Origin of the sequence: Polynucleobacter sinensis, from assembly GCF_001595985.1 — a bacterium.
Classification (GTDB): Bacteria; Pseudomonadota; Gammaproteobacteria; order Burkholderiales; family Burkholderiaceae; genus Polynucleobacter; species Polynucleobacter sinensis.
The window spans coordinates 627,731-644,355 of record NZ_LOJJ01000003.1 but is presented as its reverse complement, the minus strand read 5'-3'; the positions used below and the strand labels follow the sequence as shown (position 1 = coordinate 644,355).

Annotated in this window: 13 protein-coding genes and 1 tRNA gene; 8 read left to right on the top strand and 6 right to left on the bottom strand. The window is 47.3% G+C overall.

The annotated features are described in order from the left end of the window. Positions 1–14 precede the first annotated feature (14 nt). Both AOB49_RS06945 and AOB49_RS06940 read left to right on the top strand, forming a co-directional pair. A complete protein-coding gene (locus tag AOB49_RS06945) occupies positions 15–353 on the top strand; it encodes a hypothetical protein (RefSeq protein WP_062309250.1) in 339 nt (112 codons plus the stop codon). A 59-nt stretch (positions 354–412) separates the two neighbouring features. Then, positions 413–1,048 (top strand): DUF6803 family protein, encoded by a 636-nt coding sequence (locus AOB49_RS06940; protein ID WP_216634657.1) that lies wholly within the window; start codon positions 413–415, stop codon positions 1,046–1,048. An 85-nt stretch (positions 1,049–1,133) separates the two neighbouring features. Here the strand turns inward: AOB49_RS06940 and AOB49_RS06935 are convergent, their stop codons facing one another. From AOB49_RS06935 to AOB49_RS06925, 3 genes are all read right to left on the bottom strand, one after another. Next, on the bottom strand, positions 1,134–1,613 hold the full coding sequence (locus AOB49_RS06935; RefSeq protein ID WP_172793398.1) for an acyl-CoA thioesterase: 480 nt from the start codon (positions 1,611–1,613) through the stop codon (positions 1,134–1,136). A 47-nt stretch (positions 1,614–1,660) separates the two neighbouring features. After that, the gene (locus AOB49_RS06930) at positions 1,661–2,632 is read right to left on the bottom strand and encodes a tripartite tricarboxylate transporter substrate binding protein BugE (RefSeq protein WP_082784078.1); all 972 of its coding nucleotides are present in this window, start codon (positions 2,630–2,632) and stop codon (positions 1,661–1,663) included. A gap of 178 nt (positions 2,633–2,810) precedes the next feature. After that, positions 2,811–2,887, bottom strand: a tRNA-Met gene (locus tag AOB49_RS06925). Between the two features lie 251 nt (positions 2,888–3,138). On the opposite strand from AOB49_RS06925, the gene AOB49_RS06920 reads away from it, so the two are divergent. The 3 genes from AOB49_RS06920 to radA are packed head-to-tail and all read left to right on the top strand — an operon-like array spanning position 3,139 to position 6,858. After that, positions 3,139–4,983, top strand: coding sequence for a potassium transporter Kup (locus AOB49_RS06920; protein WP_062309397.1), 1,845 nt, complete (start codon positions 3,139–3,141; stop codon positions 4,981–4,983). Next, positions 4,980–5,489, top strand: coding sequence for a hypothetical protein (locus AOB49_RS06915; protein WP_062309247.1), 510 nt, complete (start codon positions 4,980–4,982; stop codon positions 5,487–5,489). Before AOB49_RS06920 ends, AOB49_RS06915 begins: the two co-directional genes overlap by 4 nt. Before the next feature lie 4 nt (positions 5,490–5,493). Then, the gene (radA, locus tag AOB49_RS06910) at positions 5,494–6,858 is read left to right on the top strand and encodes a DNA repair protein RadA (RefSeq protein WP_062309245.1); all 1,365 of its coding nucleotides are present in this window, start codon (positions 5,494–5,496) and stop codon (positions 6,856–6,858) included. Between the two features lie 13 nt (positions 6,859–6,871). Here radA and prmB read toward each other — a convergent pair whose 3' ends face one another. Genes prmB through dapD form a run of 3 tightly spaced genes read right to left on the bottom strand, consistent with a single transcriptional unit; the run spans position 6,872 to position 9,771 of the window. Next, positions 6,872–7,768 (bottom strand): 50S ribosomal protein L3 N(5)-glutamine methyltransferase, encoded by an 897-nt coding sequence (gene prmB / locus AOB49_RS06905; protein ID WP_062309243.1) that lies wholly within the window; start codon positions 7,766–7,768, stop codon positions 6,872–6,874. Positions 7,769–7,785: 17 nt separating this feature from the next. Further along, positions 7,786–8,937, bottom strand: a complete 1,152-nt coding sequence (gene dapE / locus AOB49_RS06900) for a succinyl-diaminopimelate desuccinylase (RefSeq protein WP_062309242.1) — start codon at positions 8,935–8,937, stop codon at positions 7,786–7,788. Between the two features lie 6 nt (positions 8,938–8,943). Continuing rightward, the gene (dapD, locus tag AOB49_RS06895) at positions 8,944–9,771 is read right to left on the bottom strand and encodes a 2,3,4,5-tetrahydropyridine-2,6-dicarboxylate N-succinyltransferase (protein WP_062309240.1); all 828 of its coding nucleotides are present in this window, start codon (positions 9,769–9,771) and stop codon (positions 8,944–8,946) included. Positions 9,772–9,946: 175 nt separating this feature from the next. Between dapD and smc the strand changes: the two genes are divergently transcribed. Genes smc through ligA form a run of 3 tightly spaced genes read left to right on the top strand, consistent with a single transcriptional unit; the run spans position 9,947 to position 16,564 of the window. Then, positions 9,947–13,468 carry a chromosome segregation protein SMC gene (smc, locus tag AOB49_RS06890; protein WP_062309238.1) on the top strand — a complete coding sequence of 1,174 codons (3,522 nt, stop codon included), beginning with the start codon at positions 9,947–9,949 and terminating at the stop codon, positions 13,466–13,468. Between the two features lie 18 nt (positions 13,469–13,486). Then, entirely contained in the window at positions 13,487–14,539 is a 1,053-nt protein-coding gene (locus AOB49_RS06885) for a cell division protein ZipA C-terminal FtsZ-binding domain-containing protein (protein ID WP_062309236.1), read from the top strand. Positions 14,540–14,548: 9 nt separating this feature from the next. Beyond that, positions 14,549–16,564 (top strand): NAD-dependent DNA ligase LigA, encoded by a 2,016-nt coding sequence (ligA, locus tag AOB49_RS06880; protein ID WP_062309234.1) that lies wholly within the window; start codon positions 14,549–14,551, stop codon positions 16,562–16,564. Positions 16,565–16,625: the final 61 nt, after the last annotated feature.

Genomic DNA, 16,625 nt, shown 5'->3' with positions numbered 1-16,625 from the left:
CGTAAACTGAAGGGATGAAGAAAGTGGTGATCCTGGTATTCCTGAGTTTATTTGTCAGCATGGTCAATGCTGCCGGAATGCCTATTGAGCTTAGTAAGGCAAATTCTGTTGCGGTTGAATCTAGCAGTCATGATCATTGCCATGAGGTAGCTTCAATAGCGTACCAAGACGATGATGGATCTCAATCTAGGTTAAGCGCTAGTCACTATTGCTGCTCATCGGCAGCAGTTTTGACCGGCTCGCTAGTTTTTGAAGTGGTTAAGCAGTCAGGCATCTTTTTGTCTGATGGGGTTGCTATCGCCATCTCCAATATTGCTGAGTCCATATATAAGCCTCCCAAAAATTACCTTTAATAGTTTTAGTTATTGGCGTTTAGTCGCCTTTTGGTAATTTGATTTTTTGGAGAATCGTAATGAATATGACTCACTATATGCAGTTATTGGCTGACAACCAGCCCTGGAATCTTTTAATTTTTATGGCCATACCAGTTGTTCTTGCTGAAACCCTGGCTATTACAGAGTTGTACATCCTATTTACTCGTAAGTTCGACGGTTTTGTCTATCACCTCAATCGATTTTCAGGAACGGCGGTGGGCCTCTATTTCATTGGAGTTATTGCATACCTGCTGACAACGGCGGTAGTTCCAATCACCAGAAATCATGAGTGGAGAACAGCGATTGATGTAATTGCGGTTGCTAGTTATCTTATAGGTGGTTTGCCCTTGATCTGGATTGCTTTACAAGAATTTGGATTTGTTAATAAAGCATTAGATCAAATGGGTAAGCTCAGGGTGCATGCAACTTGTGTTGCTTTGTTTCTCATATTTGGCCATATCGCGATGATTGCGGGGATGCTAGACCCATCTCTTTTAGGCTACAAGGGCTCCAGTACTCATCAAATGGGTGGTGCCAATACTGGTCATGAGTATTGTGATCCAGCTATGCATGGAGAGATGAAGGATATGCATCAGCAGATGATGAATGGCGCGGGGATGCCTCAAGGAGGTATGAAGCCGATGCCAATGAATCAGTCGGGACATTCACATTAACAGGTAGTAGATGACTCTTTAGACCGCCTTCGGGCGGTTTTTTATTATTGACGCAGCTCGCTACTCTACCTAAAAATAAGGCATGCTAGCTTTTGCGGATTTGATTGAACTTTTCTTCAAACTGACGACGCATTTCTCGTCTAAGCTCTGCAGCCTTATGGCGACGTTGCTCTATGGGATTGGATGGGGTAAAAGTCGGAACGGCAACTGGCTTGCGACTTTCATCCATGGCCACCATGGTTAGGAAGCAGCTATTGACATGCCTGGTTTCTTTGGTAAGGATATTTTCTGCAATAACTTTAATGCCTACCTCGATTGAGGTATTGCCAGTGAAATTGACTGAGGCTAGAAAGGTTAATAATTCACCCACATGAATGGGTTGTCGAAAGGTCACCTGATCCACGCTAAGGGTGACGACATGTCGTCCCGCATAACGACTGGCGCAAGCATATGCAACTTGGTCTAGAAGTTTAAGAACATCACCCCCATGAACATTGCCAAAAAAATTAGTTTTATCCGGCGTCATCAAGATCGTCATGGTGAGTTGATGATTTGGCAAGTTCAAGATGGGGCCTTTAATAGATTGTTCGTGAAATGAGCTTGTTCGAGAAATTACTCCAACTCTAACTTCTGTTTAGCAACCACGCCTTTATAGGTTGAATACTCCGAAGCAATTTCTTTGGAGAACGCCTCAGGGCCATTCACGTTAATGATTGAGCCAGTCTCTTCAATGCGCTTTCTAACTGCGGGATCCAAGATGGCCTTTTGAGCGGCAGCGTAGATTTTATCCACTACATCCTTTGGCAATCCCGCTGGACCTAACAGGCCATAGTAGGCCATTCTATTTGCTGGAGCTAGACCGACTTCGGCAAAAGTGGGCACGTTTGGAAGTTGTGCAAGTCGCTTGGGTGCTGCTATTACGATAGGAATGAGTCGACCATCTTTAATAAAGGGGAGGGCGGATGGCAAGTTATCAAACATGATGGGCACTTGACCGGCAACAACATCAACCAAACCTGGGCCTGCGCCACGGTAAGGGATGTGCACAATAAAAGTGCCGCTCAGACTTTTAAAGAGTTCGGTTTGCATGTGGCCAATACCACCAGTGCCCGAGCTTGCATAAGAGTATTTTCCGGGATTTTTCTTAATGACTTCCATGAAAGTTTTGTAGTCACGAGCGGGAAAGGACGGATTCACCACAATCACATTTGGTGTTGCTGCGATATTGGTGATGGCGGTGAAATCCTTAATAGGGTCGTAGCCAATCTTGGCATTGATTGCTGGATTAGAGGCGGTGGTTGAGACTGTCGCAATTCCTAGCGTATAGCCATCTTTGGGTGCACGCATGACCTCTAGTGCGCCAACAGAGCCTCCGCCACCAGCTTTATTTTCTACGATCACTGGTTGCCCCAATTGCTTGCTTAGAGGATCAGCCATGCTACGGGCAATAATGTCAGTGCTGCCACCAGGTGCAAATGGAACAATGATTCTGATAGGCTTTGTGGGATAGCTTTGAGCAACTGCCCCAAAGCTGATTAAGGCGCTGCATGCGATTGCGCTGAGTTTGCCTATTACTGTCATCATTTATTCTCCAAAGGTTTGAATGCGTGTGGATTTAACTTGATTTTAATGCTTCGCAATTTCTAAAAAATGCCACAAGAGAAGCTTCATCCCCAGTTTGGCGCATGGGGCAGGTAAACTTTTTGCATAAAAGCAAAAAAGGCTTCAAAGACACATGTGCCCTTAAAGCCTTTTACTTGTTTGGTTGCGGGGGCAGGATTTGAACCTACGACCTTCGGGTTATGAGCCCGACGAGCTGCCAGACTGCTCCACCCCGCGTCTGAAGCTGAAATTCTACCATTTTTCCACCCCTCTTGTCGAGGTTTGCCTACAAATAGTCCTGAAATAGGCAATATATGACCTTAATTTGAGAGCTCGGTGGGGCAATATAAGGAGTAACATATTGCCGTGCAACATCACCTTAAGGTTATGAGATGTCTATTAGCAACCCAGAATTTTCTAGCTCAACACTTTTAAACCCTGTGGAAGTCCACGGCCCTGAGGGTGAGCATAAGAAAAGTCTTGGCGTCATGATGCTTGCGGCGATTGGTGTCGTGTTTGGCGACATTGGAACTAGTCCGCTGTATGCCTTAAAGGAGTGTTTTGATTCTGAGCACGGCATTAGTTATTCGCCGGAAGCGCTCTTTGGCGTTATTTCGATGATGATTTGGGCCTTGATTCTGGTCGTGACAATCAAGTACGTCTTGTTTGTGATGCGCGCCGACAATAAAGGCGAGGGCGGTGTTCTTTCTTTGATGGCGCTGGCCCTTCGCTCTTTTGATAGCAAATCAAAAAGCTATTTCTTTTTTATGATCATAGGCATGCTCGGAGCCTGCATGCTTTTGGGTGAGTCTGTTATTACACCGGCTATTTCTGTTTTATCGGCGGTAGAGGGTATTGAAATTGCCGCGCCGGCTTTGCATAAATTTATTATTCCAATTTCCCTGATCATTTTGGTTGCCCTGTTCCTAATTCAGAAGTTTGGTACTGCAGCAGTGGGCAAGCTTTTCGGCCCCATTACTCTAGCTTGGTTTCTCACCCTTGCGGTGCTAGGGGCAATTAATATTGGTAATGCACCACAAATCATTGCTGCATTTAATCCCATGTATGCGGTGAACTTTATTGCTGCTCATCCAACCACAGCCTATATCGTGATGGGTGCAGTAGTTTTGGTCGTAACTGGCGTCGAAGCCTTATATCTAGATATGGGCCACTTTGGGCGTTCCCCAATTCGCTACGCTTGGTTGCTAATCGTTTTACCAAGTCTATTAATGAATTATTTGGGTCAGGGGGCTTTGTTGCTCTCGAACCCTGAGGCTATTAAGAGCCCATTTTATTTAATGGTGCCTGATTGGGCGCTGTGGCCTATAGTGGGTTTGGCGACAGCCGCCACTGTGATTGCTTCTCAAGCGGTAATCTCTGGAGCTTACTCATTGGTGAGTCAAGCTATTTTGCTAGGCTTTATGCCGCGCATGAACATTCTCCACACATCGGATTCGGAGCAGGGGCAAATCTATATACCGATTGTGAACTGGGCACTCCTATTTATGGTTGTGGCGACCGTGATTGCATTTAAGGGTTCCATGAATTTGGCTGCCGCCTATGGCATATCGGTGACCTCAACTATGCTGATCACTACGATCTTGTTGGCAGTTGTAATGCTACGAGAGTGGAAGATGAATATTTTGCTAGTTGCATTCATCACCATATCTTTCATGTTGATTGATTTTGCTTTCTGGACTGCCAACTTAATTAAGATCAAAGATGGTGGTTGGTATCCTTTGGCGCTTGGTTTGCTGTGCTTTACTTGTTTGATTACCTGGTTTAGGGGCCGTCAAATTCTGCGTAAACGCGCAATGGATGAGGGTATTCAGCTCGCTAGTTTTATCGAATCTTTATTAAAACATCCTCCCCATCGTGTTGAGGGCACTGCAGTTTTCTTAACTGCCCATGTCGATTATTTGCCCGTTTCCTTCCTGCACAATCTCAAACATAATCACGTACTTCACAACAGAGTATTTTTCTTAAAAGTGAGCATCTGGGATGTGCCCTATGTGAATGATGCTGAGCGTATTACGATGAGGGATTTGGGTGGAAATATTCATGTGGTTCGTGCGGTCTATGGATTTAAAGAAACCCCCGATATGAACTCCATCATTCACCTCATTGAAAAGACCTTTGGTATTAAGTTTGACTTGATGACAACTTCATTTTTCTTATCACGCGATACCATTGTCCCATCCGCCATTCCTGGTATGGCCATCTGGCGTGAGCGCTTGTTTTGCTGGATGTATCAAAACGCGGGTCGTCAATCAGACTTCTTTAAGATTCCTGCTAACCGTTTGGTTGAGCTTGGTGCAAAGGTGGAAATTTGAGAAAACCACTCTCAATTCGCGCTTTACTTTCTTGCAGTGCATTTCTGCTAATTTGCTCTTTCAGCAGCTTGATATTGGCGACTCCGGCTGAAGAGGCCGAATTAGAGCGTTTGGATAAGATTGAGCGTGAGCTGGAGCTACAGCGTGATTGGGCTAAATATCGTTGGGAAAAAACCAACTCAGAGTGCTACCAAAAGTATTGGGTCAATCGCTGTTTAAGTGAGTCTCGCGCAGAATATCGTAGGGAAATTGATCCGATTCGAGCTCAAGAGGTGGATCTGCATGAAGTGCAGCGTAAATTGCGCGCTAGCCTGAAGGATCAAAGGGATGCTAAGAAAATAGCCGAGCGCGCCTCACCAGAAAAAGCTGCTGAACGTGCATCTAACCAGAGAGAGTTTGAAGAAAAGCAAAAGGCCGCTGCCGCTCGCGCTGCAGACTTAGATCAACGTCGTAAAGATGCGCCTAAGCGCGCTCAAGAAAATAAAGCGGGCACTCAGCTCGATTAATCCATTGGCTAAGATTAAAACAATCTACATCTGTCAGTCATGTGGCGGAACATCAGCCAAGTGGCAGGGGCAATGCCCATCCTGTCAGGCTTGGAACACTCTTGAAGAGGGTTTGCCGGAGGTCAGTTCAAACTCCCGCTTCCAGGGGTTAGCTCAATCATTGCCTCGTCAAAAATTATCTGCCATCACAGCTGAAGATCTTCCAAGATTCAGTACTGGTGTTGAGGAATTTGATCGCGTGCTTGGTGGCGGTCTTGTTCCCGGTGGTGTTGTGCTCCTTGGTGGTGATCCTGGTATTGGTAAATCCACCTTACTCTTGCAAGCCTTGGCTGAGATGAGCGCTTCAGGTATGAATGTGCTCTACAGTAGTGGAGAAGAATCCGCTGCGCAGATTGCACTGCGTGCTAAGCGCATCGCCTTGGATGCTCCACAGTTGGAGGTGCTTGCTGAGATTCAGCTTGAAAAGCTTTTATCCATTATGGATACGGTAAAGCCGCAGGTGTTGGTAGTTGATTCAATACAGACTTTGTATTCAGAGGTATTAAGTTCAGCTCCCGGTTCAGTTGCCCAGGTTCGTGAGTGCGCTGCGCAATTAACGAGAGCTGCGAAGTCCAGTGGTATTTGCGTATTGATGGTTGGGCATGTGACTAAGGATGGTCATTTAGCTGGACCTCGAGTGCTCGAGCATATTGTGGATACCGTATTGTATTTCGAGGGTGATACACATTCTTCATTCAGACTGGTTCGATCCATCAAAAATCGTTTTGGTGCGGTCAATGAGTTGGGTGTTTTTGCTATGACTGAAAAAGGTCTGCGCGGCGTTGCCAATCCTTCAGCTATCTTTTTATCTCAGCATGCGGAGATGGTTCCAGGGGCTTGTGTGCTTGTGACTCAAGAGGGTAGTCGTCCATTATTAGTCGAAATCCAGGCTTTAGTAGATACTGCGCATATTCCAAATCCTAGAAGATTGGCGGTGGGGTTGGAGCAGGCACGCTTAGCAATGCTGCTGGCGGTACTGCATCGCCATGCGGGTGTAGCATGCTTTGATCAAGATGTCTTTTTAAATGCGGTTGGTGGCGTCAAGATTTCAGAGCCGGCTGCTGACTTAGCGGTGCTTCTAGCAATCCAGTCATCCATTCGCAATAAGGCATTACCAAAAGAGCTCATCGTCTTTGGTGAGGTTGGACTTGCTGGTGAGATTCGTCCGTGCCCACGTGGTCAGGAGCGCCTTAAAGAGGCAGCGAAACTTGGATTTACCGTGGCAATTATTCCTAAGGCTAATATGCCCAAGACAAAGATTCCGGGATTAAAGGTGATACCAGTAGAGCGCATTGATCAAGCGATCTCTGCGGCAGCAGAGCTAAGCTAAGGTAGTAGCAAGCTTAATGCAAGTCTTCTGCTTGAATAAGAAGAACTTGCTCATCTCCAGCGGAGACTTCCATCCAAATGACTGGAATCTGTGGGAAAGCCTTTTTAAAGTTCTCATATTCATTGCCGATTTCAATTAGGAGTGCGCCACGCTCAGAGAGGTAGTCTGGGGCACCAGCAATAATTTTTCGAATCAGATCCATACCGTCATCTCCACCTGCCAGAGCTAAGGCGGGTTCTGCATGGTATTCGGCTGGCAGCGCATTCATTGAGCTGGTGTTGACATAAGGCGGATTGCAAATAATGAGATCAAAGCGATTGTCATCATGCGGCTCAGGCAATGCATCCCATAAATCTCCATCAAACAATTCAACTTGCGATGTGAGTCCATGGCGATCAAGGTTGCGTGATGCGACCGCCAATGCGGGTAGGCTAATATCGCAAGCGCTCACATGAATATCGGGACAGGATAGCGCCAGTAGGATGGCTAGCGAGCCATTACCAGTACATAAATCAAGTGCTTTGCCATCTGCAGGCAGCCAAGGCTCAAGCGAGCCATCCACAATGAGCTCGGCAATCCAGGAGCGGGGGACAATGCTTTGCTCACTAGAGTAGAACTGAACGCCCATTAACCAGGCCTCACCCAGGATGTAGGCTAGGGGCTTGCGTGTACGAATTCGGGTATCGGTAATTTCCAGTGCTTTGCGAATTTGCTCTGCGCTCATCATGCGATCCAAATGATCCAGAGCATCAGTAGGGCTGAGATCTAATTGCTTGCTGGCAATCCACAGGGCTTCGCTTTGAGCATCAATGGCGCCGTGACCATAAAACAAATCCGCAGCATCAAGTTGTTGAGCTATTTGATCAATACACTGATCTAAGGTTAGCGTTTGTTGAGGCTCAGGGTCCATGGAATTGTTCATTTGTCTCAAGCAATCAATTGCTCGAGAGTCTTACGGAAGATATTTTTTAGAGGAACAACGTCGTCGATGTTAACGCACTCATTAATCTTATGACTGGTTGCATTGAGTGGGCCAAATTCCACCACCTCTTTACAAATCTTGGCAATAAAGCGGCCGTCACTAGTGCCTCCAGTGGTGGAGAGTTCAGCATCGACCTTAGTTTCCGTTTTAATGGCCTTGCGAAGGGCTCCAGCAAGAGCGCCATCGCCAGTGATAAAGGGGCTGCCGCCAAGCACCCAGTCAATCTCAAATTCAAGACCAGCAGCACTCAATATTTTCTCAAGGCGACTGCGCAACTCCTCTGGCTTACTCTCAGTTGAAAAGCGAAAGTTGAAGTCGATAGTTAGTTCATTTGGAATGACATTGTTGGCGCCAGTACCTGCATGAATATTGGAAATTTGGAAGCTCGTTGGCTGGAAATATTGATTTCCCTTGTCCCACTCGGTTTCAACCAAAGCCTGAATTGCGGGTGCGGAGAGGTGAATGGGATTCTTGCCTAAGTGGGGGTAAGCAATATGCGCCTGAACCCCTTTAATCTTGAGTTTGCCTGAAAGGGAGCCGCGACGACCATTTTTAATCATGTCACCCAGTTGATCTACTGATGTGGGTTCTCCAATAACGCAGTAATCAAGGCGCTGCCCATGCTTTTGGAGTCGTTCGCACATGACGACCGTGCCATCGTTGGCTGGACCTTCTTCATCGCTAGTGATTAAGAAGGCAATCGAACCTTTGTGATTAGGATGTGTTACAACAAATTCTTCGGTGGCCACTACGAATGCCGCCAAAGAGGTCTTCATGTCCGCTGCACCGCGACCGTAGAGCATGCCATCACGAATGGTGGGGGTAAATGGATCGCTATCCCATTTCTCAAGCGGTCCGGTGGGCACAACATCGGTATGACCTGCGAACATCAGAACTTCACCCTGATCACCCGCCGCCCCCTTTTTAATCGCCCACAGATTGGTTACCTGAAAGTTCTCAGGGCCGCTCACAACGCTTTCAGTATGAAAGCCAATCGCCTGCAATCTTTTGGCAATAAGTTCCTGGCAGCCGCCATCCGCCGGTGTAACCGAGCGGCAAGCAATGAGGGCTTCAGTCAGTTCGAGGGTGGCGCTCATTGCCGATTAATCGCGCAATAGTTCGTTAATGGCAGTCTTGGCTCTCGTCTGGGCATCTACCTTTTTAACAATGACCGCGGCGTAGAGGCTGTATTTGCCGCAAGGGGAAGGAAGGGAGCCTGGGACCACAACAGAGCCAGCTGGAACGCGGCCGTAATGGATTTCACCGGTCTCACGGTCATAAATCTTGGTGCTTTGACCAATGTAAACGCCCATTGAGAGCACGGCATTTTCTTCAATGACAACGCCTTCGACAACCTCAGAGCGGGCGCCAATAAAGCAGTTATCTTCAATAATCACAGGGCCAGCCTGGATCGGCTCCAAAACCCCGCCAATACCAACGCCGCCAGAAAGGTGAACGTTTTTACCAATTTGGGCACATGAGCCTACGGTCGCCCAGGTATCAACCATTGTTCCTTCGCCTACATAAGCGCCAATATTGACGTATGAAGGCATTAAAACAGCATTTTTGCCGATAAATGAACCGCGACGAGCGATAGCTGGGGGTACGACGCGGAAGCCGCCATTGGCAAAATCTTCGGCAGTGTAGTTTTCAAACTTGCTAGGAACCTTGTCATAGAACTGCGTGTAACCACCAGCCCCCATGGGTTTGTTGTCCTCTAGGCGAAAAGAGAGCAAAACAGCCTTTTTGACCCATTGATTTACTTCCCATACCCCAACACTGCGACGTTCCGCCACACGAATATTGCCTGTATTTAAGCCCTCAAGGACGGCGTTAACGGCGTTACGAATTTCCCCGGAAACTGCTTCAGGAGAGAGATTTGCGCGGTTTTCCCAGGCTTGTTCGATGATGCTTTGTGGTGATTGGCTCATGCTTTTCAGTTAACTATCAGATTGTTAAGGGGTTTTGACCCTGGATGTAGATTTATCATTATATCGATGGGGCAAAAACCCGTCCGAGGAGCTCCAAGCTTGCTATCATCTTCCCACTTTAGTATTAATTTTTACCCCCTTTATTTGAACCCCTTTTTTCCCTGCAAAGTACGCCGTGCAACTGAAATCCATCAAACTTTCCGGCTTTAAGTCGTTCGTCGATCCCACCCATTTTGAGATGCCAGGTCAATTGATCGGTGTTGTGGGCCCTAATGGTTGCGGAAAGTCGAACATTATTGACGCCGTTCGCTGGGTTTTGGGAGAGTCTCGCGCCAGTGAGTTGCGTGGCGAATCGATGCAAGATGTCATTTTTAATGGTTCTGGTTTACGAAAACCGTCTGGTCGTGCAAGCGTAGAGCTTATTTTTGATAACGCTGATGGGCGCGCTCAAGGACAGTGGAGTGCATTTACCGAGTTAGCGGTAAAGCGTGTATTAACACGTGATGGGAATTCTAGCTACTACGTTAATAATCAGGTTGTACGTCGCAAAGACATTCAAGATATTTTCTTGGGTACTGGTATGGGGCCAAGGGGCTACGCCATCATTGGTCAAGGAACCATCAATCGTATCTTGGAAGCTAAGCCAGAAGAGTTACGTGTTTTCCTGGAAGAAGCTGCCGGCGTATCCAAATATAAAGAGCGTCGCAAAGAAACGGCTTCACGTCTCGAAGATACTAAAGAGAACTTGGTTCGGGTTGAAGATATTCTGCGAGAGCTAGATCAGCAGTTGACGCGACTAGAGAAGCAGGCAACTGTGGCTGAGCGCCATGCCGAGCTTTCGACGGAAATGAAATCACAACAGCAGTTGTTGTGGTTCGTGCGCCAAACCGAGGCTGGTAAAGAACAAGAGCGTCATGCTAATGGCATTCGTGATACGCAGGTGAGCTTGGAAGAGCAGACCGCAAAAATGCGCCATGCTGAAACTGAGCTCGAGACGATGCGTACAGAGCAATACGCATTGCAAGATAAGGTTTCTCAAGCACAAGGTGATCTCTATCAAACAAATGCGGATGTGAGCCAAGTAGAGTCACAGATCCGTTATGTGCAAGAAGCTCGTCAACGTTTACAGCAGCAAACACAAGATTTGCAGGCCCAGTTACAGCGCTGGACTGTTCAAGAAACAGATGCTGCACAAGCACAGCGCACAGCTGAACACGAATTAGGTTTGGCAACGGAAAAAGAGCAAGCGTTATTGGCTGATTTAGCTGGCTTGCAAGAGCAGATGCCAAGTCGCGAAGAGGCATATCAAGTTCATGCGCGTGAGCTCAATGACGCACGAGAGAATTTGGCAAATATTGATCAACGCTTGGCTAGTTTGGGTGAGCGGGTTAAAGCAATTGCCAATCAATTGGAAGAATTAAAAGGGCGCGATACCCGTTTAGAGGCTGAACTTGCTGGTATGCGTAGGCCTGATGCTGAGGCATTGCAAATGGCGATTGACCGTCATGCGATGGCGCAGCGAAAAGTAGACGAGGCAAGACAAAAGGCTGGTGAAGCGCAACAACGTGTACCAGCAGCTGATGAGGCTCGTAATACGGCTCAACAGCAGATCCAGACTGCTAATCAAGAATTGGCTCAAACCGAAGCTAAGCTGACAGCCTTAACTGCCTTGCAAGCAAGCGTTCAGGCTCAGGGCAAGATTGGCCCATGGTTAGAGAGCAAGGGATTAAAAGAGAGTAAACGCCTTTGGCAAGAGCTCAAAGTAGAAAGCGGTTGGGAAGCCGCACTAGAGTCAGTCCTTCGTGAGCGTCTCGCAGCTGTTACGGCGAAGAGTGTTCAGGAAACTTTGGCTTTAGCGAACGATGCGCCTCCAAGTCGTTTGGCTATTCTCCTGACGGAGGAGATTTCTCCAGCGCACACTGCTGTGCCTACAGATTTCATTCCACTATTAACCCGTGTTCAAAGTGCAGGAGCGCCGCGTGTTTCTGCTGTACTACAAGAGTGGCTAGATAACATCTATATTGCCAATAGCCTGGAAGATGCATTGCATCGTCGCGAGAAGTTGCCTGCTGGTGGCGCACTCGTTACTCAGCAAGGTCATTTGGTGAGTCGTGTTGGCGTTCAGTTGTATGCGGCAGACTCAGAGCAAGCCGGTATGTTGGCACGTGCTCAAGAGATGGAAGGTCTTGAAAAGCAATTGCGTGCACAGAAATTAATCCAGAGTGAGTTACAGGGTGAGTTAGATCAATGCGTTGCTAATTACCAAGCTGCCCACCAAGCTGCCGAGCAGACTCGCATTGCTGCAGAGCAAGCGGTGCAAGAGGTTCACGGCTTTGAAGTGGAAAGAATGCAATTAACTCAGGCTGAAGAAAAGTACAGCCAGCGTGCTGAACAAATTCAGGGTGAGCTAAGCGAACTGCGTCAGCAGATCGAGCAGTTAACACAAACCCAAGAGCAATCGGCCGCCGAACTTGCTCAGTCTGAGGAGTCTAAGCAAGGTCTACAGGAAAATCTTGCAGTGGCCCAAGAGAAGTTAGAGCTAGCGACGCAAGAACGCGATCGATTACGCGAATCCTTGCGCATTGCGGAGATGTCTGCTCAAGAAGCTGCATTCGCGACTCGTTCATTACAACAGCGTATTGCAGATTTGCAACGCGACCAAAGTACTGCGCGTGTTCAGATCATGGAGATTCAGGATAAGCAGGCTACTTCAGAGCAAGAACTAGAGAGTCTTAGCGATGAAGAGGCGCAAGATAAATTGCAGGGCTTATTGCTGGCCCGAAGTGCGCGTGAAGCAGCGTTAGCAAATGCACGTACAGAGCAAGATGCCTTATTGCATCAGTTGCGGGAGGCGGATGAAGCGCGCTTGCAGATTGAGCGTAGCCTTCAACCAATGCGGGATAAGGTAGTTGATTTGCAGTTACGTGAGCAGGCTGCTCGATTGAATTATGAGCAATTTGCAACCTTATTGGCTGATGCTGAGGCTGATTTAACTGCTCTTGAGGCAAGCTTTAGCCCAGACCTTAAAGTGGGTGCGTTACAAACAGAAGTTAATCGTCTCAATTCTGAAATTCAGTCTTTGGGTCCGGTCAATATGGCTGCTCTGGATGAGTTGGCAAGTTCCCGTGAACGTAAGCAATTCTTGGATGCACAATCAGCTGACTTGAATGAAGCGATGCAGACTTTGACTGATGCAATTGCTAAGATTGATGCGGAAACTCGTGATCTCCTTCAAGGTACTTTCGACCAGGTTAATACCCATTTTGGTAAGTTATTCCCTGAGCTCTTCGGTGGTGGGCATGCCGAGTTGGTGATGACTGGCGAGGAGATTTTAGATGCTGGTGTTCAAGTGATGGCTCAGCCTCCAGGCAAGAAAAATAGTTCTATCTACCTCTTATCTGGTGGTGAGAAAGCCCTAACAGCTATTGCTTTGGTCTTCTCTTTATTCCTCCTCAATCCTGCACCGTTCTGTTTGCTTGATGAGGTCGATGCACCGCTAGATGATGCAAACACCTTGCGCTATGCGCAGATGGTTGCCAAAATGTCAGACAAGACACAGTTTGTATTTATTTCACACAACAAGATCACGATGGAAATTGCCCACCAACTCATTGGCGTCACCATGCAAGAGCAGGGTGTGTCACGAATTGTTGCTGTGGATATTTCTTCTGCGGTTTCTATGGTGGAGGCAGCTTAAGTGGATTTAGAGCAAATCATGACAATGTTAGGTTTGTCAGACTTGCAATTTGCTTTGGCTGTTATTGGGTTGCTGATTTTGATATCGGTAGCCATTTTGAATATTAAATACGCTCGCGCACGCCGCAAGGCTAGAGAGCTTGGCGATATTTCTCCCGATGATCATTTTGTTCGCGAGCCTTCCTTTAGTTCGGGGTTTGCTGACACGGATGATCGCGCTGAACCTACTTTTGGCGGTGTCGCTATTCCTGATGATGTTGCTTTAGAGGATGCCTCTATCGACCCGCGAATTGATTGCGTAATTACGCTTCGTTTCGATGAGGGTATTAGTGGCAGGGAAATTCTCGATGAAATCAACGCATGGAAGAATGAGTCAAATACTTTAACGGCTCGTTGGATGTGCGAAGGCCTTAATGCAGATGCAGAAGCTAGCCAGGATTGGGAAAGCCTGCGTCCAGAAGCTACTTATTTGGAGTTGCAATTGGCCATTCAGTTGGCAAGTCGTCGTGGCCCAATCGGTGTCTTGGAGTTATCCGATTTTTGTTCTCGCGCACAAGCACTTGCTGAAACTCTAGGATCTCAAATTGATATGCCAAGCGTTAACACAATGCTTGAGGGTGCAAAAGAGCTCGATGCTATGGCCGCTGAAAGTGATATTCAATTGAGTATTAATGTGCTCTTTGATGAAGCTTATCCATGGGCTAATTTTGATGCATTGATGCGCCAACGTGGATTTAAGCTAGCCCGCAATGGACGTACCTATGAATTCTTTAGCAATGGCGCCATGATTTTCAATAGCGCGGAGCTAGACCCGAATCAGCCGGTTAAGCAGGTGACCTTGCTTCTTGAGGTGCCTTTAGTTCCTCATGAAGAGCGGGCATTTGAGCGGATGTTAGGTGAGGGGGTTGAGATTGCACAGGCTGCCCATGGTCGCTTAGTAGACGATAACGGGATTAATCTGACCGAAGCTGCTGTGATTAGCATTCGTCAGCATTTAGATGTTTTATATGCCAATCTTGAGAAGAATGGCGTTCCTGCCGGCTCTTCTACTGCTAGCAGACTCTTTAGTTAAGGAATCGTTTTGTCGTCCACTAGTCCGACAAATTTAGCGGATCGCTATGCATTCTTGCAATCTGAGTTAGCCCGCTTAGAGCATGCCTACTATGTTCTTGATAATCCAATCGTTCCGGATAGTGAGTACGACCGCCTCTACCGTGAACTGCTCGACATTGAGGCTACACATCCTGAGTGGGTGACTGCTGATTCGCTCTCACAAAGAGTCGGTGGCACCGCTCTGAAAGAATTTGATTCGGTTACGCATGCAGTACCAATGCTTTCTTTAAACAATGCATTTGAAGATGCTGAGCTGATAGCTTTTGATCGTCGCTGCCGGGAAGGTCTGCATGTTGACCAGGTGGATTACGCAGGTGAACTCAAGTTTGACGGTCTAGCAATCTCACTACGCTATGAGAATGGCTCATTAGTCAGAGCGGCCACCCGTGGTGATGGTGCTAGTGGTGAAGACGTTACGGCCAACATTAAAACCATTCGTGCCATTCCACTAAAACTGACAGGTGAGAACATCCCGGCAGTATTGGAAGTACGCGGTGAAGTCTTTATGTATCTCAAAGACTTCCAGAAAATGAATGCACAAGCTGCTGCCCAGGGTGAGAAAGAATTCGCTAACCCTCGCAATGCTGCTGCTGGAAGTTTGCGGCAACTCGATTCCAAGATCACCGCCAAAAGACCCTTGTCATTTTTTGCTTATGGCTTAGGGGCGCTAGAGCCACAGTCTTGGCTACCTAAAACTCATGAAGAGTTACTCAATACTTACGTCAAGCTCGGCCTGCCAGTTTGCTCAGAGCGCCGCGTACTTAAATCAGTTGAAGAGATTTTGGCTTTCTATAACGAGGTTGGTGCCAAACGTGATGAACTTCCTTACGATATTGATGGTGTAGTTTATAAAGTCAACTCTTTTGCAGAGCAAGCCAAGCTGGGCTTTGTATCCAGGGCTCCACGTTTTGCTTTGGCTCATAAGTTTCCTGCGCAAGAGGCCTTAACCACGGTCCTCGGAATTGATGTCCAAGTGGGGCGCACTGGCGCCATCACACCTGTTGCGAGATTGGCTCCAGTAGAGGTAGGTGGTGTCACCGTAACAAATGCGACTTTGCATAACGAAGATGAAGTCAGGCGTAAGGATGTTCGGATTGGTGATACCGTTTCCGTCAGAAGAGCAGGGGATGTCATTCCGGAAGTCGTATCGGTAATTAAAGAGCGTCGTCCAGAAAACGCAACAGAATTTTTAATGCCGACTAATTGCCCCGTATGTGATTCACATATCGAGCGATTGGCTGATGAGGCCGTTGCACGTTGTAGCGGCGGCCTTTTCTGTGGCGCCCAGCGTAAGCAGGCGTTAATTCATTTTGCCCATAGAAGGGCTCTTGATATCGAAGGCTTGGGGGAGAAGATTGTTGACCAATTGGTGGATCAGAATTTAGTGAGAACACCGGCTGATCTGTACCGTCTTGGATTTACCGCTTTAGCAAATCTAGAGCGTATGGGTGAAAAGTCGGCCGATAACCTCATTGCGGCAATTAATCAATCTAGAAACACGACACTAGCAAGATTTATCTTTGCTTTGGGTATTCGGCATGTAGGTGAGACCACCGCTAAGGACTTGGCCAATCACTACCAATCCGTGCATGCCTTAATGGACGCGAGCATTGAAGACTTGCTCACTGTCAAGGATGTTGGTCCAGTAGTAGCAAACTCTATCATCAGTTTTATGGAAGAAGCGCATAACCGTGAAGTAATAGAGCAATTGCTTGCCTCAGGTATGCGGCTTTCTGTTGAAGAAAAGATCATCAGCGCAGTGGTCGCGGGTAAAACCTTTGTACTCACAGGCACATTTCCAACGATGACAAGAGATGAAGCAAAAGATCTTCTCGAAAAAGCTGGCGCTAAAGTCGCTGGTTCAGTCTCCAAGAAAACCGACTACGTAGTCGCAGGATCAGATGCAGGTAGCAAGCTCACCAAAGCAGAAGAGCTAGGCGTTCCGGTAATTGATGAGGCTGCTATGGTGGATCTCCTTAAGTAGGCCATTTCCTACACAAACATCAGGTAGGCATTTTTGTTTCTCGTCGATAAGCTTAAGGCTT

Coding starts and splice junctions, on each gene's coding strand:
- AOB49_RS06945 (WP_062309250.1), top strand. CDS start 15: ATGAAGAAAGTGGTGATCCTGGTATTCCTGAGTTTATTTGTCAGCATG.
- AOB49_RS06940 (WP_216634657.1), top strand. CDS start 413: ATGAATATGACTCACTATATGCAGTTATTGGCTGACAACCAGCCCTGG.
- AOB49_RS06930 (WP_082784078.1), bottom strand. CDS start 2,632: ATGATGACAGTAATAGGCAAACTCAGCGCAATCGCATGCAGCGCCTTA.
- AOB49_RS06920 (WP_062309397.1), top strand. CDS start 3,139: ATGATGCTTGCGGCGATTGGTGTCGTGTTTGGCGACATTGGAACTAGT.
- prmB (WP_062309243.1), bottom strand. CDS start 7,768: ATGGACCCTGAGCCTCAACAAACGCTAACCTTAGATCAGTGTATTGAT.
- dapE (WP_062309242.1), bottom strand. CDS start 8,937: ATGAGCGCCACCCTCGAACTGACTGAAGCCCTCATTGCTTGCCGCTCG.
- dapD (WP_062309240.1), bottom strand. CDS start 9,771: ATGAGCCAATCACCACAAAGCATCATCGAACAAGCCTGGGAAAACCGC.
- AOB49_RS06885 (WP_062309236.1), top strand. CDS start 13,487: ATGACAATGTTAGGTTTGTCAGACTTGCAATTTGCTTTGGCTGTTATT.